We start from the raw sequence: 21,077 nt of genomic DNA on the forward strand, positions 1-21,077 counted from the left end.
CTTTACTAGACATTTTTTGGGTCCATGAACATGCCTTGTGGACCAAGGCTAGCGGCACCGAAACGTCGTCTTTCCATCGCTTTTGGGCACGCCCCGCTCATGGCTAACTGGGCCGAGCTTAGGCCAGGCCTCTAGCTGGATGTATCCAAAAGCGCCACGAGCAGGCCTTCATTTAAGTCTTGCCAAACCATTTGCACCTCACTGAAACCGGCCTCCGCTAAAGCTTTACGATGTTCATCAAAGGTGGGGCTTAGCTGGCTCCGGGTCGAATCGGGTGGAAAAATCTGATCACGTTCCGCCAAAGCAGGACCCAATTCCGAAATCTCTCGCACCTTTTGCCACCAGTCGTCCCAACTCAAAGCACCATTGGTTCGGGCCTCGGCTTGCCGCTTTTCATCCACTTTTTCAATGGCCGCTGCCGGTCGCGACGCAGCTGGGTTCGGTTCAAAATAGTCGGCATTGAGCAAAACCCCATCGGCTTTTAGCAATGAGGCCGCTCGCCCATATAAGGACTTTAGCTCGGTGGCAGTTAACCAATGCAGAGCTGTGGATGACACCGCCAGGTCGAAGGAATTGGGTTGTAGATACGCCCACCAATCGTTTTCACGCAGATCAGCCTGAACCCACCTGAGGCGTCCTTGCATATCACCTAGGGCGCTCTTCCCAATTTGAAGTAGTACTGGGTCAATATCAACCGCCACGACCTGCGCCTTCGGATAACGGTCTAAACATCGTTTCGCCAACGAACCCGGTCCGCAGGCTAAGTCGAGGATTCGTGTAGGCGCTGGCGCCACCTGATCTACAAATTCAAACAGCACCTCATAGCGACGCTCACGATCGCGAATGTAAAGCTCTTGTTGGGCGTCCCATGAGGCGTGCAACTGCATCCAAAGATCAGTGGGTGTCTCGGGAGATTCGTTACTCACCTTTACCACCCTGCCATAGGCTGGGTTCGAGCCCTAAGAACCGACGTTGCCAATTAAACCCACTGGGGTATAGTGGCCCAGCATGGATTGCTACTGCGCCATAGGGTTTTAAAGGCGGACTACGTGCCACAAATTTCACTCGATACTTCTGCCGCATCGTCCCGCATATCGTCGTTTGAAGCGTTGCGAAGTTGGGGCAAGCGTCAATGGCTCACCGCTCTTGGGGCGACCGTGGTCTACGTGTTGGTGGTTGGGCTGCCAACCGACCTCATTCCGAATCCGATTTTCGGTCGGGAAATTCCACCAACTTGGTGGTCGTGGCCTTCTCTGCTCTTAAGCGCCGTGCTCTTGGGTCTACTGGTTGGCACCTACGTAAACCTTAATTCTGTTAGCACCGAGGTTCAGCCGTCAGGCGTTTCAGCCAATGAGGCGGATTTGGCCGATCCGGACACCCGGCGAGGACTGGTCGCTGGGATGCTCACCTTTTTCGCAGTCGGTTGCCCGGTGTGTAACAAAGTAGTTCTCTTAGCTTTAGGCAGCGCTGGTGCCATTAAATGGTTCGAACCAATGCAACCGCTGTTACAAGTTGGTGCCGTTGCTTTGCTGGTCTGGGCATTAAGAACCCGCCTGCGTAATCAGCTCTTCTGCACCGTGCCTGCAGGCTAGTTCGAGCCGTAGATTAGGAAACGTGTACGCAGCCCAGGTGCACTAGGTCGGCATACTGTCAGCGAGATAACAAATTCGACGGCCATCAATACCGCTCAGCTAGCCTTCGGTGGGTTCGGCCACCGCTCCAGCCGCCAACATAGCCTCGATTTGGACCTCGTTGTAGCCCAATTCCGTTAGAACTTCACGGGTGTGCTCACCGACCATAGGCGCGTGTCGGCGTACCGTCATCGGCGTCTCCGAAAACCGTATCGACGGGCCAACGACTCGATATTCACCAATTAGTGGGTGCTGCGCGGTTGTAATCATTCCCCGATGAAGCTCTTCGTCAGAGACAATCTCATCGATGGTCGGCACCACATTCGCCGGGATGCCTTCTTTAGCACAAAGATCCAACCATTCGGCCGTCGTCCGTTCTGCGATAATGCTTGCCAGAATCCCGTAAACCTCCTCTGCCCGCAGGAGCCGAGTGGCAAAGTCGGAAAACGGTGGCACCTCGAGCAGTTCCTCTTTACCAACCGCCTCAAACAATGACCTCCAATGAGCGTCGTTGTAGGGCATCACTGCCAAGAATCCGTCCTTGGTCGCATGTGGTCCACGAGTCGAAGTCATTATTCGGCTATATGTTGCTGTGCCGCCCTCAATCGCTGCTCGTGAAAGGTGCTCTACCAAAGTGAACGCCAAGACAGCGTCAAACATTGGAATTTCAACTTGTTGGCCCAAACCGCTGCATTCTCGTTCATACAATGCGGCCAGTACCCCATTTACCATGGCCATACCAGCAACTTTGTCAGCGATAATTGATGGCATAAACGAAGTCTTGCCAGCGGTAACTTCGGACAACCTGGGCAGACCTGTTGCGGCCTGAATAATGTCGTCGTACGCTGGCCGATTTTCCTCAGCTGTGCCGGAGCGAAAGCCTTGAGCCTGACAAAATATTAGTCGGGGAAACTGGTCCTTAAGCTGGCCATAAGACAGTCCTAGACGCTCAAGAGGGCCCGGTCTCAGATTCGTCATAAACACGTCAGCCTCTTCCAATAACTGATAAAGAACCTGACGACCTCCATCGTGTTTCAAATCGGCTGACAAGCTTCTCTTGTTGCGATTGATGTTCAAGGCGATACCTGACATCTGCGGGTGTGGGCCACCACCCATAAACCTATTTGTATCACCGCGACCATCTTCGATTTTCACAACGTCAGCGCCCATATCCCCCAAGATCTGCGAGGCGAAGGGCCCCATAACCACCGACGTAAGATCGACTATTCGTATCCCATTTAGGATCGATGACCTTTGTGGCTGCATGTCCAAGATAAATCCCTCTCTACTTTCAAAGTTACCGCAGCATATGGACTAATTCTTTTTAGCTATTTTCAATCCACAGGTACGCTAAATAGCCACGTCCATATTCAGGTTGCGGGGCAAAATTCTTAATTCGAGGTTGAATAATCGTTGCGGTGTTAGCAACCCACAAGTGTGATGGGTTGACCACATCTGTCAAAATATACCGTTGAATATCTTGCACAAGCTTAATTCGCTGATCTTCATCAACAGTTCGTGCTTGTTCATCAAGCATCTCATCTAACGTCGCATCATCTATATTCCACCAGTTACGATCTCCCCCGGTGTGATATTGCGAACGTAGCCATTCATCTGGTTCTTGAAATGGCGTGGACGGACCGACCCCCATATCGTAATTTACCTCTGGCCGCCGCGTGCTATATGTGGCTTGATCTACCACGTCTATGTTCATTTTGATACCGACATCTCCCAAGTCGGCCACCACCCACTCTGCGGCCGTTACATATGCAGGCCCATACCCCGAAGACACCATAAGGGAAGATTCAAAGCCATCGGGGTAGCCAGCTTCGGCCAATAGCCGCCGAGCCAGTTCAGGATCGTAGGGAATCAGCTCAGAAAGTTCATCTTGCGATAACGCGAAACGAGCAAGGTGACTGTTTACCGGCCCCGACAACAGACCCTCACCAAATATTGTCTCACCTAGGCCAACTCGGTCCACAGCCAGGCTGATAGCTCGCCTAACTCTAACGTCGTCGAACGGCTTACGCCCCATATTGACGTACATCATTACGGGAGACGTGCCGATATCTTCAACGACATAACTTCCAGGCACACTCGCCATAATTAGCTCACGTTCCTGAGGCGTCAGTGAGGCAATCATGTCAATCTCACCAGACCTATAGGCTGCAATACGTGCCGACTGCTCAGGAATTACTGGCATAACTATCTTATCTAGATACGGCAGATCCTTATCGTAGTAATTATCATTAGCTTCATAGACAGTTTGCACATCGCGGTCCCATTTAGTCATAATGAAAGGACCCGTGCCTATAAGCACCTTAGACATATCATACAGTCCTTCAATACCCTCTCTGGGCATGATCCACATCTGGTGATTTCCCATATAGCTCAGAAGAGGAGCGAATGGTCGATCAAGCGTCAGAACTACGGTGAAATCATCGGGGGCGACTATTTCGGTTACATGCGCCAACATGCTTGCCTGCACACCGTCAGCTTGGATCTTTTCAAAACTTGCTACCACATCATCCGAGGTGAACTGACGTCCGTTAACGGGCGCTATGTCGTGCCAGAACACATCTTCACGCAGTTTGAATGTGTAGGTGAGGAGGTCATCTGAAATGTCCCAAGCTTCTGCTAGGTCCGGACCTAAGGGAGCCTCCCCGAACCCGTACTCCCCTGTGGTGTCCGGCTTCAATAATCGACTAGCAGCGAGACCAACCCGTTGGTGTACGTTTGCATAGGCTGACGCATACGGGTCGAGGGTATCTCCGTCCGAGATTTCCGCAATGGTCAATACACCTCCCCGCACAGGCATAGCTTCAAACTCGTTTGAACCAACATCCTCAGCAGATCCACTGGTCGAGGTAGAGCTTTGAGCATTGAGACCCAGGTCTTCCCGACTTCCGCTAGATCCGCATGCGACCATAAACGAAAGCATTAAAGCCAAAAAGACGCTCGCAACGATTCGACTTCTACGTGTGCGCACATTTCCCCCAAGTTTTTGAAGCAGACGCAATTCTCGCCTGAGCAAGCTCAGCGTATCATTAGTTCGACATTGATGTCGATTATTACAGGTCGACTCCCGCAGCAAGCTGGCCACCCAGGAATGTCAATCTCACCGTGAAGGCCATGAATCGACGAATTAGCCATCTCAACGATTCCGCAGGCGTTAGAGCGTATGTACGACCTCAAGCAATCTTTCGAGCTGAGCCAGACGCTCACCGGGTGTCGCACCGACAGGGTTGATATTGATATGGCTCACACCCGCCCGACGGTATGCACGTAAACGTGAACGGACGAAGTCTTCATCTCCAAGAACGGTGGTGCTATCTAAGAACTCTCGGGGCACCAGTTTCCGGGCTTCATCCCGCTGCTTTCCGAGATAGAGGTTTTGAATTTTCTCTGCTTCTTCTTCAAACCCGTACCGACGAAACAGTCGATTGTAGAAATTGTTCTCACGCGTGCCCATACCACCCACGTAATGCGCAACGTAGTGACGCTGCAGATCAATAAATGCTTCACGATCGACATCTATTCCCGCTGCAATGCTTACCACGATGCCTAAATCGCCAAGTGTTGGTGCCCGCCTTCCTAGACCAACGTCTAGAGAGTCTCCCCAGATTTCCCGATATCGCTCAGGCCAGAAGAAAACTGGCATCCAAGCGTCCGCGAGCTCTGCGGCAAGCGCTGTGTTTTGGTCACCAACCGCCGCCACCACAATCGGAATCGACTGGCGTGGCGCCCTATGAATCATTTTGAGCTCTCGATACGGAGCCCCATGATTTAGGTATCGCTCTGAAGCTATCGACCCTCCAGACCATAACGTCCTACATACTTCAATGACCTGGCGAGTGTCTCGAAGCGGCCTACCAAAGGAGACATCGTGAAAGCCTTCTACCACCTGAGGCCCTGAAACTCCGAGGCCAAGATTCATGCGCCCTGACGAGTACACATCAATGGTTGCTGCTGTCATTGCAATCAAGGCCGCGCTACGAGTTTGAACCCCGATGATGGACGTTCCAAGTTGAATGTTCTTAGTTTTCGCCGCAAGTAACCCAAGAGTGCTTATAGCGTCATAGCCGTAACTCTCACCGACCCAAACATGGTCAATTCCCAGGTAATCATATGTGGTTATCTCTTCAATGACCGATGGAAAGTCCGTTGAAGACCCATAGTGAACTCCGATACGCACTTCTGTTCCCTTCACGTCGTCCTAGAAAGAACAATATCGACACTAATGTCGATTCTTGGTACATTATCGCAATGAGCTCGAGTCAAGATGTCTTTGCTAAACAAGACCCAGAAACACATGTCCTGCAAGTTCGAATTGAGAGAGGGCCTCACAACTTCTTCGATTTTGACACCCTCTCCGCAGTGGCCGACGCTTTAGAGGCTGGGGCGAAGAACGGTGCCAGGGCCGCCGTCCTTAGCAGCGACGGTAAGAACTTCTGCGCAGGAGCGGATTTCTCTGGTAGTACTGGTTCATTACGTGGTGACGGAACTCGCCACGTTTATGACGTAGCGACTCGGCTATTTGCTCAACAGATTCCCATAGTGGCGGCGGTCCAAGGAGCTGCCATCGGAGGTGGCCTCGGTTTGGCTTTGGTCGCAGACTTCCGCGTGGCATCGCCTGAATCACGATTCTCGGCCAATTTCTCATTGCTTGGTTTCCACCATGGCTTTGCGTTGTCCGAAACGCTTCCGTGGGTAATTGGAAATCAGCGGAGTGCCGAGCTCTTGTACACAGGCCAACGACTCAACGGGCGCCAAGCTTTCGACATTGGACTATGCGATTATCTCGTTTCAGCCGACATGATCGAAGCTAAAGCCACCGACCTAGCCGAAGAGATCGCAAAATCGGCTCCGCTGGCTGTGCAATCTATTCGGCACACGATGAGAGCGCCTCTCAACCGAAACATCGAGGCAGCTTTGGCCAGAGAACGTTCCGAGCAAGAGCGCCTTCAGCAAACTGAAGACTTCCGGGAAGGACTTAAGGCAGTTAGCGAACGTCGTGTCGCTAACTTTGTCGGCCGCTAGTCGGCTTCATCGCTCTGCATAGTTCGCAGGGCATTAGTGGGACCAATCTGGATTCGGAACTCGCCGCAGATCGACGGTACGAATCCATGCGTTGTTCATCGCCAAAGCGGCGTCGGCCTCATCATATTGTTTATCACCGCGCACGTAGAGCCAAAAGCAGGTATGTCGAGTCATCGCTAGTAGAGCCGCAGCAGTCGGTATCGGGGCCACATAAGGGTCCGAATATCCGCGACGCTGCCAGCGTTCGATGGTTGCTGCAATTCTCTCAACATCTCGCTGATGTCGTTGACCCTGTTTTTCAAGCAGCTCGCTGTCGATATGGCTCAGCTGTTCAAGCAGGGCATACATCTTGGCATTGTTCCGATACGCTTCCATGTACCTGAGATTGGATCGGACCAAAGAGTCAACTGGATCAAGCCGGGTGTCTGTTGGCCTCGTGACCAGAGCCAAGTCAATGGACTGTGCGACCTCTTCCGAAATCACACGCAAAATATCAACCTTGGTTGAAAAATATGTGTAGAACGAACCACGCGCCATTCCCGCTTCTTGGACAATTTCATCGACACCAACGTCGAGATACCCACGCTCTTCAAAGACTCGACGCGCTGCATCGACAATCCTCCGTCGAGTTTGTCGACCTTTCTCCGTAGACCGTTCAGCGTGAGCTACTCGACGTTCAGCTGCTGTACCTACCGGTATCCAGCCGCCGCGAGTTCGACCCTTCGAATCGTCGGCGGGATCTAAGGACCTGTTTTCCTCATCTGCTTGAGAGCTCTCGTTCAGCACGAAATGGCGACCATCTTTACTCGTAGCATCGTCCATACCACCAGCCACTGTCTCATGGTACCCCTGGGAACAACCACTACCAATGCTGCAGAGCGCAATGCACCATCACGACAAACCCCGCACCTTAAAATGAATCGACATTTATGTCGATTATGGTATCATCACCATAGTTAACCGTTCTCTAGAAAGATCGACTGGTGTAACCGTGACCGAAGCTGAAATTGCTGTGCAGGCGCGCACTTGGGCGGAAGAAAACTGGGACCCAAACCTTTCGCTAAGGAAATGGCGAGAACGCCTCACCGAGTCGGGTTGGGGCGTTCCTTCTTGGCCAGCAGAATGGCATGGCCGAGGCTTGCCCGCTTGGAGCGAGTCGGTGGTAGCAAATGCACTGCGTAAAGTAGGCGCGTTGCCTGGTTTACCGGTTGGTTTGGCCGGGCCCACAATCTTGGAACAAGGCCCTAATTTCAGCCGCGAACGCTTTCTAACCAAGCTATTGACCGGAGAAGAAACCTGGTGCCAGCTATTTAGCGAGCCAACCGCTGGTTCCGACCTAGCGGGCCTGACCACCACCGCAGTGCTAGATGGGGATGAGTGGGTAGTTAATGGACAAAAAGTTTGGAATACCAGCGCCCACCATGCCGATTTAGGCATGTTACTGGCACGCACTAATTGGGACGTCCCCAAACACAAGGGCATAACTTACTTCGTATTGCCCATGAAACAGGCCGGGGTTGAAGTTCGGCCACTACGGCAAATGAACTACCACGACTCCTTCAATGAGGTCTTTCTCACCGACGCTCGCATCCCCAAAGATTGGGTGGTGGGCACGGTTAATGAAGGTTGGGCAGCCGCGTTAGCAACATTGGCGCATGAGCGCCGCTTCGCGGTTCTAGGGCGCGGAAATTTTCGAGGGGTAGATCCGGGCCGAGTTTTAGAAGAGGCAATGGCCGAGGCCGCAGAGTCAGCGAAGGTTTATTCCTGGTACCCACAACGAGCCGGGCGGGCCGACTTGGCAATCAGCCATGCTCAAGATTCTGGGCGAGCTCAAGATCCGATCATCCGACAAGAGCTGGCTCGCCTTATTGCTATGAATCGCGCGGCGGGTTGGACCGCCGACCGTGCCCAGGCGGCTCGTGCTCTTGGGCGTCCACCAGGGCCTGAAGGCTCTATTGGCAAGCTGGCACTTAGCCAGGTAGCGCGCCAAGCAGCCAAAGTTCACGGGATGATCGCTGGCACAGGTGGGCTTTTGGCTGGCACCGACTCTCGGGCCCCATTAGATGGAATTTTGGCCGAGATTTTAATTTCAGTACCAGCCCAATCAATAGCGGGTGGTACCGATGAAATTCAGCGAAATATCTTAGGGGAACGTGCCCTTGGGCTCCCCCGCGAACCCAACCCCTTCGCCGACGTGCCCTACCGCGAAGCCAGGAATTACTGAAGCGATATCGCTAGCTGAGTTATCTTCACCACGCGCCACCGAGCCGAATAGCGAAATCGACACGCCACCATGTTTCAAAACAGCATCTTTGATCTCAGATAGGTGACGGTCCACTTTCTCTCTCAAAGCAGTCGAAGCCGCAGTTGCCATACCTATAAGCATAGCACTGCGTAGGTTGCCGTTAAGATGCAAGGCAGTTCGCAAGGGGGAACACATGCAGCGTTTGCTAATCGCCAATCGAGGCGAAATTGCTGTTCGAATTGCTCAAAGCGCCGCCGATCTAGGCATCACCACTATTGCTCTGGCCTCTGAAGATGAGGCTCATGCCTGGCATGTGTCGCAGTGCGACGAATCGGTAACGCTTGCCGAAACTGGCCCTCGTGCCTACCTCAACATCGACGCCGTAATTGGTGCCGCTCGCAAAATGAACTGCGACGCAATACATCCTGGTTACGGTTTCCTGAGTGAAAGTGCGGCCTTTGCACTCGCTTGCGCTGCGGCAGGGCTCACCTTCATAGGTCCAAACCCGCAGGCGCTAGCCGCTTTTGGGAACAAGGCAGCAGCACGCACAATGGCAGCCGAAGCTGGCATACCGGTGCTACGTGGCACCAACGGCCCTACCTCGCTTGGCGAAGCTCAAGACTTTCTGGCTGCATTGCAATCGACCTCCGAATTGTCGAGCAACATCGGCCCTGCAAACCGTGTCAACCAAGCAGGGTCTGGCGATCCGGCGGTAATGATAAAGGCCATCGCCGGAGGTGGAGGCCGAGGAATGCGAATCGCGCGCAACAGCGCTGAGCTAGAAAGAGCCTTCACCGCCTGTACACGCCAAGCCGTAGCTGCCTTTGGAAACGGACAGCTATATGTTGAAGAGTTTTTGCCCGAGGCGCGCCACGTCGAGGTGCAAATCGTTGGTGATGGCCACGAAGTTCTCCACTTGTGGGATCGTGAATGTAGCTTGCAGCGTCACCGCCAGAAGCTGGTTGAAGTTGCGCCAGCCTTCATGATTAACGAAGAAATTCGCCAGCAACTGTTCGAGTATGCTGTCACTTTAGGGCAGCTGACCAGCTATAACAGCCTCGGAACCGTCGAATTCTTGGTAGCCGAGCAAACCGCTATTTACATTGAGTCTAACCCTCGACTACAGGTTGAACATACGGTTACCGAAGAGGTAACCGGCCTAGACCTTGTGGCGCTGCAACTACAGATTGCACAAGGCAAGACGCTAGCAGAATTGGGTCTGTCTTCGGCGGCAATTTCACCGCCTAAAGGAATTGCCATTCAGGTTCGCATCAACGCCGAGACTATGGAAACCAACGGTTCAGTGGCACCCGCAGTTGGAACACTTCACGATTTTGAGCCCCCTACCGGGCGTGGCATTCGCATGGACACCGGTTTCCGAAGTGGACACCACACTAACCCCCGCTTCGATTCGTTATTGGCAAAACTAATTGTGACTTCACCTGGAACTTGGTCCACCGCATTAGCGAAAACTCGAGGTGCGCTTGATCAAACCAATATCGAGGGGGTTGAAACCAACCAGTCGTTTCTATTGGAGCTCTTAGCACGCCCCGAAGTGGAGGCAGCCAAGTTTCATACCACCTTCATTGATGAGCACTTAGACGAGCTCTTGGATTCAAACAACGAAACCGTGGGCGTGGAAGCATCGCCTTCGCTTAACAAAGCGCTTTTAGCGTCACCGGCCCAGCAAAGAAACACCTCGACCTCAACATCGACCGACGCCGCAACTCCCAAAAACCAAAAACAACCAGCATTCGCAACAATATCAGCACCTCCAAACGGTAACCACACCATTACTGCTCACACCGATGGCACCGTCGTTGAAGTTCTAGTCAAGAGCGGTGACACAGTTAACCATGGTGATGAGCTACTCATTATCGAAGCCATGAAAATGGAACATCTGGTCTTAGCTGATTCCGCCGGAGTCGCCACCCAGGTCTTAACGCAGGTGGGCGATACGGTTGCCAAAGGTCAGCCCATTATTGTCTTGGAACCAGCTGATCTTGTTGCCAATAATACGCCCCAAGAAACCGAAATCTTCGATCTCGATGAAATTCGCCGTGATCTAGGTGAAGTTCTAGACCGTCGCCGTTATACCCTCGACGCCAACCGCCCCGAAGCAGTGACACGTCGGCATGCCAAGGGCCATCGCACGGTTCGAGAGAATCTTGACGATCTTTGCGATTCTGGCACTTTCACCGAATGGGGTGCCTTCACCGTGGCCGCCAGGCGGCGCCGCAACTCCATCGAAGAGTTGATTACCCAAACCCCAGCCGACGGGTTCGTGATGGGAACGGCGCATGTCAATGGCCACCTGTTTTCTGTGGAACAAAGCCGAATAGCAGTTATGGGCTATGACTACACCGTGTTGGCAGGCACTCAAGGCGCCAATAACCATTTCAAACTTGACCGCATTGCCGAATTGGCCTTGCGGTGGCGTCTACCCACCGTGATTTTTGCTGAAGGGGGCGGCGGCCGACCGGGAGACACGGAAGGGGGCGGCTTTATCCGAGGTTTTGAGTACTGGGGCAAGCTAAGCGGGGCGGTGCCACTGGTTGGCATAGTTTCGGGTAATTGTTTTGCCGGAAACGCCGCGCTGTTGGGCTGTTGCGACGTTATCATCGCCACCAAATCCACCAGCCTTGGCATGGGCGGTCCGGTCATGGTTGAAGGTGGTGGTCTGGGCACTTTTCGAGCTGAAGAAATCGGTCCCATCGAGGTGATGCAACAAAACGGTGTGATCGATGTGTTGGTAGAAGATGAAACCGAGGCAGTGGCGATCGCTAAGCAATACCTGAGTTATTTTCAGGGGTCCACTGAAAACTGGGAATGCGCTGACCAGCGCTTATTGCGCCGTGCCATTCCCGAAAATCGGGTTCGGGCCTACGACATCCGCTCACTTATAGAAACCATGGCCGACACCGATTCGGTTCTTGAACTTCGCCCTAATTTCGGTTTAGCAATGATCACCGCATTCGCCCGAATCGAAGGCCACCCCGTGGGTATTATGGCCAACAACCCAATGCACCTGGGCGGTGCCATCGACTCTGATGCCGCCGACAAAGCCGCCCGCTTTATGCAGCTGTGCGAGGCTTATGACATTCCAATCGTTTCACTTTCAGACACCCCCGGGAACATGGTGGGCCCCGAAGCAGAAACTACGGGACTAATTCGCCACTGCTCACGAATGTTCGTAATCGGGGCGAATCTCAGCGTTCCATTACTGGCGGTGATTCTGCGAAAAAGCTACGGACTTGGCGCCATTGCCATGACTGGTGGCAGCTATCAGGCCTCAATGTTCACAATTTCGTGGCCAACCGGAGAGTTCGGCGGCATGGGGTTAGAGGGAGCAGTGCAGCTCGGGTATCGCAACGAACTGGCCGCCATTGAAAACCCCGATGAACGCCAAGCCACTTACGAATCGATGGTGGCAGCCGCCTATGAGCGAGGCAAAGCCCTGGCACAGGGTCTAACGCCTGCGCTTGACGATGTGATCGACCCAGCCGACACTCGTCGGTGGATTAGCAATGCCTTGGCCGCACTACCGCCGCGACCCGTCAGAACCGACAAGAAATTACCCTGGATCGACGCCTGGTAGGCACAGCGTTCAAAGATAGCTAGTGAACTGGCTCCGTCGCGGTAACTGGTGCCACCGCTGCCGGTTGGCCGGGGTGAGCATGTCCGTGGACATGTTCGTGTTCGTGAGAATGTTCGTGCGCACCAGCGCCATGGGCGTGGTGATGATCGTCCTCACCGTGGCTGTGAGGACGGCCAAAGGCGTGTTCCACGGCGTGATGAGCCAAGCTCATTTCTTCCCATTCGGCTTCGTCGTATCGAAGCATGGCACCCGAGAAAAGTTCGTGTTCTTCCAGTTCAATATGTGATTCGAGGGAGTAGTAAACCTTGCGGTCGAACACGCCGTGGTCGAGAACCTCGAACAATTCGGCGTGTTCGGCCTCAAGTTGTGCCCGCACATCGTCGTCGAGCCCACCTAGGGCCGACAAGATTGGATAAAGCCCCACCTCTTCTTTGGCATCATGCACCTCCAACAAGGCGTACAGCTCTTTGGCCACACCTTCGGGTGCACTACGACCTTCCTGGTGTGCTTCGGTAAGTTGCCAGGCCAAGGCCAGAATCTCCACGTGCTCTGCGGTCAACTCCGCAATTGGTGCAAAGTTTCGACAACCGCAATGATCACACACGTCAGTACTCCTCACGCCAAACTGTCGAGTCAGCGGCTTTTACACGCCCCGACCTAGCCTTGACAGATAATTCTAGCTATTCGTAGAAATAATATCTAGAGGTCTTTAGTCCCAACTGAAGAAAAAAACCTGTGCCGACTTTACGTAGGTCACATTAGGGTTAGTAGAAATGCCACTAGATAATACGGAGGCAGCAATGGCAGCCGTAGAGCATGCTGATGCCACATCGAATGGCGATCAGGACCCCACCTCGTCGGGCCCAACCGCCACGGTAGCAGAGCTAATAGAGCCGCTTGTTCACAGCCTTTTGGGCGAGATCACGGTAGAGCTTGTCTTTTGGGATGGCTCATCAATCGGTGCACCAAACCCCGCTGGCCGCATTTTTGTACGTTCTCAAAATGCACTACAGCGCATCGTTTGGGCGCCTGACGAACTTGGTTTGGGGCGGGCCTATGTCGCCGGTGAAATCGATTTTAAGGGTGATATTTTTGCGCTAATCAAGGCGTTACGACCCGCGGGCCGAGCTATCCATAAAGGACTGCGCGCCTTACCTGCGGTGCTCACTGCCGCCCAGAAGCTAGATCTTTTCCACCTGCCGCCGGAGGCCCCGCAAACTGAAGCGCGGGTTAAAGGCTGGCGTCACTCCAAACGACGCGACGCTTCGGACATCAGCCATCATTACGATGTCGGCAATGATTTCTACAGGCTAATTCTTGGGCCCTCACTGACTTACTCCTGTGCTCGCTTTGCTGAGCCTGGGATGACGCTGGCCGAAGCTCAAGCTTCCAAACACGAGCTAACTTGTCGCAAACTTGGTTTGCATGAAAAACCGGATCAACGGCTTTTAGATGTCGGCTGTGGCTGGGGTTCGATGGCGATGCACGCCGCACTGGAACATCAGGCGAACGTGGTAGGCGTTACTATCAGCCAGGAACAGGCCGAACTCGCACAACAGCGAGTTGCCGAAGCTGGCCTTTCCGAGCGCGTGGAAATTCGCTTGCAAGATTACCGCGACCTGCGTGGTGAAACGTTCGACGCTATCTCATCCATTGGCATGTTTGAACATGTGGGCAAGGTCCACATGGCCAAATATTTCCGCATTCTAAACGATCTTCTACGGCCGACCGGTCGCCTTTTGAACCATGCCATCTCTAGCGTCGGTGGTTCAAAGCTGGGTAACCGCAGCTTCATTTACCGTTACGTGTTCCCCGACGGTGAATTGATCGACGTGGGCAACGTCGTTCAAGCCATGGAATCTAGCGGCTTTGAAGTTCGCGACGTCGAGAGCTTACGAGAACATTACGCTGAAACCCTGAGGCATTGGGTGGCAAATCTAGAGTTACACCGCGGTGAGGTAACGCGCTTGGTGGGCGAGGAACGTACCAGGGTCTGGCACCTGTATATGGCGGCCTCGGCAGTCGGCTTTGAAGACGGAGGCCTCGGGGTGCACCAGGTCCTTGGAGTGAAACCCAGTTCTGAAGGTGAAAGCGGTATGGCTCGCACTCGACACGATTTTGCTAGTTGAGGAGTGCCACGTTCCAGCAACGCAGAATCGCTGAGGCGCAAGCATCACAAAATCAAAAATCGAAGTTAAACCAGAACTTGTGCGCTTACTTTGGCTTCGTGGTGCAATAACCACGATTTGGTGTCAAGACCGCCGCCGAAGCCGGTGAGTTTCCCATTCGCACCGACCACACGGTGACACGGCACGATAATACTGATGGGGTTACGACCATTGGCACCCCCAACCGCACGCGACTTTTTGATGTCGCCCAGCGCCCGAGCCTGGTCACCATAGGAAATGGTTTCGCCGTAGGGAATTGTACGCAGCACTTGCCACGCGGCCAGCTGAAATTCCGTTCCTACCGGGTCGAGCGGAATTGAAAAGCTTTGCCGCTCCCCAACAAAGTATTCCTCCAACTCGGTTTTGGCTTGCTCTAAGATCGCGGTTGCGGCAGCTTTATCGCCAATGTCTTTGGGGCCACTAAGCCGTTGCAGCTCGGGGTACTCACCGGGCCACATCAATGCCCGCAACCCCGTAGCGCTAGCAGCCAACCACAACTCACCCACCGGCGACGACATTGTGCTTACACAAATTTCGGTGGTATCACCCAGGTTCGCCAACTGTTTCATGTGCTCTGGCATCGAGCCTCCCTAATGCATCTACCCATTAACCTACCGCACGTATCAGACGGCACCGACGATGGCTACGGGCTCGGTTCGTCAATTAGTCGGGCGATAGCGGCACCAAGCGCCAGATCATCTAGGTGTCCAAAACCATTTAGCCGTAAACGCCCAGCTCTATCGATTAAAAGAAGGCTTGGTGTACCTGCCAACGCGTAGCTTTGCATGGTGGCGGGCATCCCTTCGGGATCGGAGTGTGTATCAACCCCAACCGGAAAATTAATGCGGTACTCATACAGAAATGCTTCTAACGACACCGGGGCCATGGCAGCATGGTGTTCAAAGACTGTGTGCAGCCCCAACACGGTTACTTCGTTGCTAAAAGTGGTGGCAATCCGTTGGGCCTGGGGCAAACCGTAAGCCACACAACCGGGACACAGCATTTGGAACGCTTCTATCACCACGACCTGGCCACGAAGCTCATCTAAGGTGATCGGAGCGGCCGCATTAAACCACTTATCCACCTGCAGCGGCGGTGCTATTTCAGCTCGACTAACCGGAATCACACCCCAATCCTACCGTTTCCAGGAAGAACTATTTCGTAATCTGGTGTCGTCCCAACCTCCTATGTAACGGTCTCTATAGGTATGAGCCAGTTTCAAGAGACAGAGTTTGATGACTTTGTCGAAGCCCACGAGGCAAGCCTTCGCGCTGCTCTGGTTTCGTTATACGGCCCAGAAGACGGTCGTGATGCAACGGCAGAAGGCCTCGCTTGGGCGTGGGAGAACTGGCATCGGGTCCGTTCGATGCGCAGCCCGAGAGGGTACGTGTTCCGGGTGGCTCAATCAAAAAGCCGGCAGAAGCGCCAAGGCCTTATGCCTTATGTCGATCGGGTGGGTCGGATTCCGGAGTTTGAACCTGAGCTCGCCGCTGGCTTGTCACAGTTGAGTGAGTCACAACGCATTGCAGTGGTCTTAGTTTACGGTTGTGACTGGACGTATGACGAGGTAGCAGAAGCTTTAAATATCTCAAAAAGCTCTGTTGGAACACATCTCAAACGTGGCCTGAATGGTCTCCGACGCCATTTGGAGGTGGACCATGCTTAGCATCGAAGAACAGATAAAAGCGTGGGTCGATTATAACGGGGAAGGCTCAAGACCGATTACTGCCACCGAGGCGCGAGAACGAGCCGCCGCTACGAGAGCAGTGGATTTAACCGCCTCGAAAGCCGGACTCCTAAAGCTCCAAGCTCTCGTCGCCGCAGCCGTGATTCTGGTGGTGGTCGCAGCAGCGGCCCTCGTCTACGTCAACCAAAAAGACGGCCACGATCTAGTCGCCTCGAGTCCCGTTGATCTAAACATTTTCCGAGCTGTCAATTGGACCCAAGCTGCCGATATAGCCCCGATCGACTATGTCGACTTCCACTTTGGCTTCGAATCGGGCCAGTTAACCACTGAGAACCTAACCATTGCCCTTCAATTGGCCATGCGTGGATCGCTTGATGGCGAAGCATCTACCGAAGGGACTGACCCAAATCTATGGTTGAGCGAATTTGGTATCGACCCCCTCGATATAACTGCCGCAATTCGGTGGGGTTTCCCACCTGAGGAGACTTGGGTACTTAGCGGAGATTTCAGTGCCGAAAATCTTGACGCCACAATTCATAACAACACCGATTGGGTAGACCTGCTTGAAACTGCCGAACACCGCGGCGTCACCTACTACTCGTGGGGAGAAGATTTCGCTCAGTACGACCGACCCTCAATTCTTGGTTCCTTTGGTCATCGTGTGGCCCTAGTAGATGGTCTGTTCGTGGCCACCCGTTCAACCGAATCACTAAAAGGGACCATCGACCAAATACTCGACGCACCGACCGAGAGCGACAGCCTCGATCAGGCACGTGAAGTTCTCAACCACCTACGACAACACAGTCGCTGGTCTGCGGCCATTACTCTCAATGAGGCTCCCGGCGAAGCTGACACCTATCCAGCCATCGCGCTAGCACCTCTCAACTGGTGGGAAGCTCAAGTAAGTGCAGCTCATATAGTCATCGTCAGCGCCACCGAGACTCAAGCAATAGAACTAAAAGAGCAGCTTGAGGCCAAGTTAACGGACCTTGAAGACAATGCTTCAAAACTATCCAACAACGAATGGAGCGTTGACCAAGCTCGCAATTCTCGAGTGATCAGCCTACGCATCGATTTCGATGACTCGATGAACAGTCTTCAACGTTCCGAACTAATGACCAATCTCCTTGTGGCGCTAGACCCAAACTCTGGTTAGCTCAACGGCTATTTCTGCAACGCCCCTTAGCCGCTACGTATAACTAGGGGCTTTACTCGTTGCAACAACCGGCGAGCATGGAAGAATGAACTCGATGAGTTCGCTAAATAGCCGTGTGTACGTCGAGGGGGAGTTGGTACTCACCGACGCCCCTATGGCTGAGGTGTCGAATTACATTAATCAGCCGAACTCGGTGATTATCATTGATCTCCTCAAGCCAGCTCCTAGTGAACTCGAAACGTTGGCCAACCTCTTTGACCTACACGACGTAGCCGTCGATGCCCTCGAGAACACTCGTCAACGACCGCGGCTTAGTCGATATGACACCCATTTCGCTATAACCCTTCGAGCCATACATTTCAATGTCTCTACATCTCATGTGAGCCAAAGCCCAATTAGCGTTTTCTTTGGCAGCAATTGGGTAATCGTGGTTCACCGAAACGAATATTTTCCGCTTAAGCAGGTTTACCAGGATTGGGATTCTTTCGAGGTTTCCAGTCGTCAGCAAGTCGCGTTTTTTCTGTATGCACTGCTCAGTAATCTGTTAGATAGCTATGACGACATGGCAGAAGTTTTTAACGATTACCTCGACGATTTGAGCGAGCAAGTTTTTTCAGAACACCCCATTTCTCCAGGTAATCAGCGCCAGTGGTTCTTGATGCGGCGAGCTCTGATGAACTTTCATCGACTCATAAACCCCACCCGAGAGTCATTGAGCGCCATGACCTATCGGCCTGCAACCACCACCCCAGAGGAGGTTCGGCCGTACTACCAAGACCTTTACGACCGCACCTTGACACTCACCGAATCAAGCGAGGCTTTGCGCGATATGGCAACCAGCATCGCTGAAGCCAACTTGAGCCTGCGCGATTACCGCCAAAACCAAATCATGAAACAGGTAACGAGCTGGGCCGCGATCCTGGCGGTTCCAACGCTAGTGACAGGCTTTTACGGCATGAACGTACCGTTTCCTGGTTATGGAAATACCGCTGGGCTTGCCACATCCGTTGGTTTAATTGTGGTGCTCTCAATCATTCTCTACGTCGTGTTTCGCCGCAAAGAATGGATATAGCAAACCCAACCATGCTCGGAACTGCGAATCGGTTCTAGAAGACCTAATGCCCACCCGAAGCAACACAGCCCCAAATTTTGCGGCCTAGGGTAAAGACATGGAAGAGCAGAGTCAGCCCGGCATGACCAGAGCCGAACGCCTTGTCTCGAGCTTGCCCAACGCGCTCGATTCGACCTTTGATTTTGAAACGCTAATTGGCGCAAGGCCGGTGGGAGTCTGCTTAGATTTCGACGGCACGCTTTCTCCCATTGTCGACGACCCCGACGATGCCAAACTCCTGGCTGGAAACGACATCGTTATTGCCCGGCTGGCCTCGCTGGTTCCAACTGCCATTATCAGCGGACGCCAAGCCACCGAGGTAAAAGCCAGGCTTCCAAACTCCTCGTTTTACATTGCTGGCAGCCATGGTTTTGAGATTCTTCAGCCAAACGGTGAAGTGCATCATCCTGTAGACGCCGCCCGTTATCACGAGGTCTTTTCCTCTATAGCCAAAGAATTGCACGACGCCCTCAACGACGTGGCTGGCGCGATAGTAGAAGAGAAACCTTTCGGTCTTAGTGTTCACGACCGCCAAGTAGCCCCAGGCCAAGTGGAAATGGTTCGCCAAGCGGTGAAAACCGTGGCTTCCCAACACGATGAAGTATTGATAACTACCGGAAAACGGGTCAGCGAAGTTCGACCCGCTCTCGATTGGCACAAAGGTCATGCGGTACACTGGATTGTTAAGCAGTGGGGATTACTGCCTCGGGGGCTAGTGGTTTACATCGGGGATGACCGCACCGACGAAGACGCTTTTGTGGCCCGTGGCGACGCTGACATAACCATCGTGGTAGCCAGCGAAACTCAGGCTATAGCTGAGAACCGCCGCACCTGGGCACGTTTTAAGTTGGCCGATCCGGGGCAGGTACAAGAATGGCTGCACAACCTGACCAACTTTTTGCAACAGCAGACTGAGACTATTCATGGACACGAAACAAGATAGACATGCTGACCTAGTAATTGTGGCGAACCGGTTGCCGGTACGTTGGGAAGAACCATCGGAAGACCCATCCGAAGGCGAAGAAGAAGGCGGCTGGGTGCAAAGTCCCGGAGGATTAGTATCAGCCTTAGAACCTGCGTTAACCCGTTACCAAGGTATCGCCTGGATTGGTTGGACCGGGAGCGATGGCGCCGAAGACCCATTCGATTTGGATGCACTCTATCTTCATCCAGTCACTATTTCCCAAGATGAAAAGGTGCTCTTTTACGATGGAATGTCGAATGGCACGTTGTGGCCGCTTTATCATGACAAAGCGGTACCGGCCGAGTTTCACCGGCGTTGGTTCGACGGATACCGGCGAGTAAACGAACACTATGCTCATGCCGCAGCCCAGGTAGCTAACCAAGGTGCTTTAGTGTGGGTACACGACTACCAATTGCAACTGGTGCCCGCCATGTTGCGCGAGCTGCGACCTGATCTGCGCATTGGCTTCTTTTTACATATCCCGTTTCCACCTCCCGAGTTATTTGTAGCCTTACCGTGGCGAAGCCAATTAGCCAGCGGCATGCTCGGCGCCGATTTGGTCGGCTTTCAAACCCCGGCCTCAGCCGCTAATTTCCGCCGTCTAGTTCAACAATTAAATCTGGCTGATTCGGTTGAGGGTGACCTGATAAAGACCCCCACCGGCACCGCACGAGCGTCGGCTTACCCGATTGGTATTTCATTTAATACCTATGAAGAGGCCGCCATGAGCGACCAGACCACAGAATCGGCACGCGATTTGCGAGCCCGCCTAGGTACACCCCACACGGTGCTCTTAGGCGTTGACCGATTGGACTACACCAAAGGAATTGATCTTCGACTACGGGCGTTGGGCGAATTATTGGATGACGGTGAACTGAACCCCGCCCATGTCACCATGATGCAAGTGGCTCAACCAAGCCGTGACGACGTGGAGGCCTACATCACTTTGCGTGCCGAAGTTGATCGACTGGTGGGCCAAATTAACGGTGATCATTCCCGGGTTGGCTTTCCGGTGGTGCATTACCTACATCAAGACGTCGACTTCGACGACCTAATGGCCATGTATCGAGCCGCCGATGTCATGTTGGTGACGCCTTTTAGAGACGGTATGAACCTGGTGGCCAAAGAGTACGTCGCCACCAGGTACGACTTCACCGGGACGCTGGTGCTTTCAGAATTTGCTGGCGCCGCTGACGAGTTGTCCGACGCTTTGATCGTGAATCCATACGACATCAATGCCCTGAAAAATGCTATCGTAAAGGCTGTTTCGATGGCACCACCAGAAGCTAGAGAACGTATGGAGCGGATGCGAACCGCCGTTAAGCGTAACGATGCCGTGGGGTGGGCACACGGATTCCTAGATGACTTAGCGGCTACCTCTCGCCAAGCACCCACCAAGTAAGCACCTCAGCACCACGCTCGCCAAGCCACTCGACCACAAACAGGCGTTTAGGGAACGTATACTTGATTGTTGGTA

18 protein-coding genes are annotated in these 21,077 nt (G+C 53.4%); 10 read left to right on the forward strand and 8 right to left on the reverse strand.

Features of this window, described 5'->3' with window-relative positions; all coding sequences use genetic code 11:
• Positions 1-131: 131 nt before the first annotated feature.
• Positions 132-926, reverse strand: coding sequence for a class I SAM-dependent methyltransferase (locus WC184_07090; GenBank protein ID MFA7477646.1), 795 nt, complete (start codon positions 924-926; stop codon positions 132-134).
• A 123-nt stretch (positions 927-1,049) separates the two neighbouring features.
• Between WC184_07090 and WC184_07095 the strand changes: the two genes are divergently transcribed.
• Entirely contained in the window at positions 1,050-1,592 is a 543-nt protein-coding gene (locus WC184_07095) for a hypothetical protein (protein ID MFA7477647.1), read from the forward strand.
• Between the two features lie 99 nt (positions 1,593-1,691).
• Here WC184_07095 and WC184_07100 read toward each other — a convergent pair whose 3' ends face one another.
• From WC184_07100 to WC184_07110, 3 genes are all read right to left on the reverse strand, one after another.
• Positions 1,692-2,897, reverse strand: coding sequence for a CoA transferase (locus tag WC184_07100; GenBank protein ID MFA7477648.1), 1,206 nt, complete (start codon positions 2,895-2,897; stop codon positions 1,692-1,694).
• 58 nt (positions 2,898-2,955) lie between these two features.
• Positions 2,956-4,620 (reverse strand): ABC transporter substrate-binding protein, encoded by a 1,665-nt coding sequence (locus WC184_07105; protein ID MFA7477649.1) that lies wholly within the window; start codon positions 4,618-4,620, stop codon positions 2,956-2,958.
• A 183-nt stretch (positions 4,621-4,803) separates the two neighbouring features.
• Positions 4,804-5,826 carry an LLM class flavin-dependent oxidoreductase gene (locus WC184_07110; protein ID MFA7477650.1) on the reverse strand — a complete coding sequence of 341 codons (1,023 nt, stop codon included), beginning with the start codon at positions 5,824-5,826 and terminating at the stop codon, positions 4,804-4,806.
• 71 nt (positions 5,827-5,897) lie between these two features.
• Between WC184_07110 and WC184_07115 the strand changes: the two genes are divergently transcribed.
• Positions 5,898-6,671 carry an enoyl-CoA hydratase/isomerase family protein gene (locus tag WC184_07115; GenBank protein ID MFA7477651.1) on the forward strand — a complete coding sequence of 258 codons (774 nt, stop codon included), beginning with the start codon at positions 5,898-5,900 and terminating at the stop codon, positions 6,669-6,671.
• A 33-nt stretch (positions 6,672-6,704) separates the two neighbouring features.
• Here WC184_07115 and WC184_07120 read toward each other — a convergent pair whose 3' ends face one another.
• Positions 6,705-7,493: a TetR/AcrR family transcriptional regulator gene (locus WC184_07120; GenBank protein MFA7477652.1), complete on the reverse strand. Its 789-nt coding sequence runs from the start codon at positions 7,491-7,493 to the stop codon at positions 6,705-6,707.
• 169 nt (positions 7,494-7,662) lie between these two features.
• Between WC184_07120 and WC184_07125 the strand changes: the two genes are divergently transcribed.
• On the forward strand, positions 7,663-8,895 hold the full coding sequence (locus WC184_07125; GenBank protein MFA7477653.1) for an acyl-CoA dehydrogenase family protein: 1,233 nt from the start codon (positions 7,663-7,665) through the stop codon (positions 8,893-8,895).
• A 214-nt stretch (positions 8,896-9,109) separates the two neighbouring features.
• Positions 9,110-12,514, forward strand: a complete 3,405-nt coding sequence (locus WC184_07130) for a carboxyl transferase domain-containing protein (protein ID MFA7477654.1) — start codon at positions 9,110-9,112, stop codon at positions 12,512-12,514.
• A 19-nt stretch (positions 12,515-12,533) separates the two neighbouring features.
• On the opposite strand, the gene WC184_07135 is transcribed toward WC184_07130, so the two are convergent.
• Positions 12,534-13,073, reverse strand: a complete 540-nt coding sequence (locus tag WC184_07135; protein ID MFA7477655.1) for a hypothetical protein — start codon at positions 13,071-13,073, stop codon at positions 12,534-12,536.
• A gap of 214 nt (positions 13,074-13,287) precedes the next feature.
• Between WC184_07135 and WC184_07140 the strand changes: the two genes are divergently transcribed.
• A complete protein-coding gene (locus WC184_07140) occupies positions 13,288-14,643 on the forward strand; it encodes a cyclopropane-fatty-acyl-phospholipid synthase family protein (GenBank protein ID MFA7477656.1) in 1,356 nt (451 codons plus the stop codon).
• A gap of 65 nt (positions 14,644-14,708) precedes the next feature.
• Here the strand turns inward: WC184_07140 and WC184_07145 are convergent, their stop codons facing one another.
• Together WC184_07145 and WC184_07150 are read right to left on the reverse strand one after the other, a co-directional pair.
• Entirely contained in the window at positions 14,709-15,263 is a 555-nt protein-coding gene (locus WC184_07145; protein ID MFA7477657.1) for a methylated-DNA--[protein]-cysteine S-methyltransferase, read from the reverse strand.
• A 62-nt stretch (positions 15,264-15,325) separates the two neighbouring features.
• Positions 15,326-15,808: a TlpA disulfide reductase family protein gene (locus tag WC184_07150; GenBank protein ID MFA7477658.1), complete on the reverse strand. Its 483-nt coding sequence runs from the start codon at positions 15,806-15,808 to the stop codon at positions 15,326-15,328.
• An 81-nt stretch (positions 15,809-15,889) separates the two neighbouring features.
• Here WC184_07150 and WC184_07155 point away from each other — a divergent pair, with 81 nt between their 5' ends.
• The 5 genes from WC184_07155 (at position 15,890) to WC184_07175 (ending at position 21,002) form a co-directional block, all read left to right on the forward strand.
• Positions 15,890-16,348, forward strand: a complete 459-nt coding sequence (locus WC184_07155; GenBank protein ID MFA7477659.1) for a sigma-70 family RNA polymerase sigma factor — start codon at positions 15,890-15,892, stop codon at positions 16,346-16,348.
• Entirely contained in the window at positions 16,341-17,525 is a 1,185-nt protein-coding gene (locus WC184_07160) for a hypothetical protein (GenBank protein MFA7477660.1), read from the forward strand. Before WC184_07155 ends, WC184_07160 begins: the two co-directional genes overlap by 8 nt.
• A 94-nt stretch (positions 17,526-17,619) precedes the next feature.
• Entirely contained in the window at positions 17,620-18,597 is a 978-nt protein-coding gene (locus tag WC184_07165) for a magnesium transporter CorA family protein (GenBank protein ID MFA7477661.1), read from the forward strand.
• A 97-nt stretch (positions 18,598-18,694) separates the two neighbouring features.
• Complete coding sequence (otsB, locus tag WC184_07170) at positions 18,695-19,579, forward strand: trehalose-phosphatase (GenBank protein ID MFA7477662.1); 885 nt, start codon at positions 18,695-18,697, stop codon at positions 19,577-19,579.
• Positions 19,560-21,002 carry a trehalose-6-phosphate synthase gene (locus tag WC184_07175; protein ID MFA7477663.1) on the forward strand — a complete coding sequence of 481 codons (1,443 nt, stop codon included), beginning with the start codon at positions 19,560-19,562 and terminating at the stop codon, positions 21,000-21,002. The genes otsB and WC184_07175 overlap by 20 nt, the downstream gene beginning before the upstream one ends.
• Positions 21,003-21,077 lie beyond the last annotated feature (75 nt).

Source organism: Acidimicrobiia bacterium, from assembly GCA_041676705.1.
GTDB lineage: Bacteria > Actinomycetota > Acidimicrobiia > Acidimicrobiales > SKKL01 > Actinomarinicola.

Excerpts from the sequence above, each read along its gene's own strand:
- WC184_07175 (MFA7477663.1), top strand. The coding sequence starts at position 19,560 with ATGGACACGAAACAAGATAGACATGCTGACCTAGTAATTGTGGCGAAC.
- otsB (MFA7477662.1), top strand. The coding sequence starts at position 18,695 with ATGGAAGAGCAGAGTCAGCCCGGCATGACCAGAGCCGAACGCCTTGTC.
- WC184_07140 (MFA7477656.1), top strand. The coding sequence starts at position 13,288 with ATGCCACTAGATAATACGGAGGCAGCAATGGCAGCCGTAGAGCATGCT.
- WC184_07145 (MFA7477657.1), bottom strand. The coding sequence starts at position 15,263 with ATGCCAGAGCACATGAAACAGTTGGCGAACCTGGGTGATACCACCGAA.
- WC184_07120 (MFA7477652.1), bottom strand. The coding sequence starts at position 7,493 with ATGGACGATGCTACGAGTAAAGATGGTCGCCATTTCGTGCTGAACGAG.
- WC184_07165 (MFA7477661.1), top strand. The coding sequence starts at position 17,620 with ATGAGTTCGCTAAATAGCCGTGTGTACGTCGAGGGGGAGTTGGTACTC.
- WC184_07100 (MFA7477648.1), bottom strand. The coding sequence starts at position 2,897 with ATGCAGCCACAAAGGTCATCGATCCTAAATGGGATACGAATAGTCGAT.
- WC184_07115 (MFA7477651.1), top strand. The coding sequence starts at position 5,898 with ATGAGCTCGAGTCAAGATGTCTTTGCTAAACAAGACCCAGAAACACAT.
- WC184_07155 (MFA7477659.1), top strand. The coding sequence starts at position 15,890 with ATGAGCCAGTTTCAAGAGACAGAGTTTGATGACTTTGTCGAAGCCCAC.
- WC184_07160 (MFA7477660.1), top strand. The coding sequence starts at position 16,341 with ATGCTTAGCATCGAAGAACAGATAAAAGCGTGGGTCGATTATAACGGG.
- WC184_07130 (MFA7477654.1), top strand. The coding sequence starts at position 9,110 with ATGCAGCGTTTGCTAATCGCCAATCGAGGCGAAATTGCTGTTCGAATT.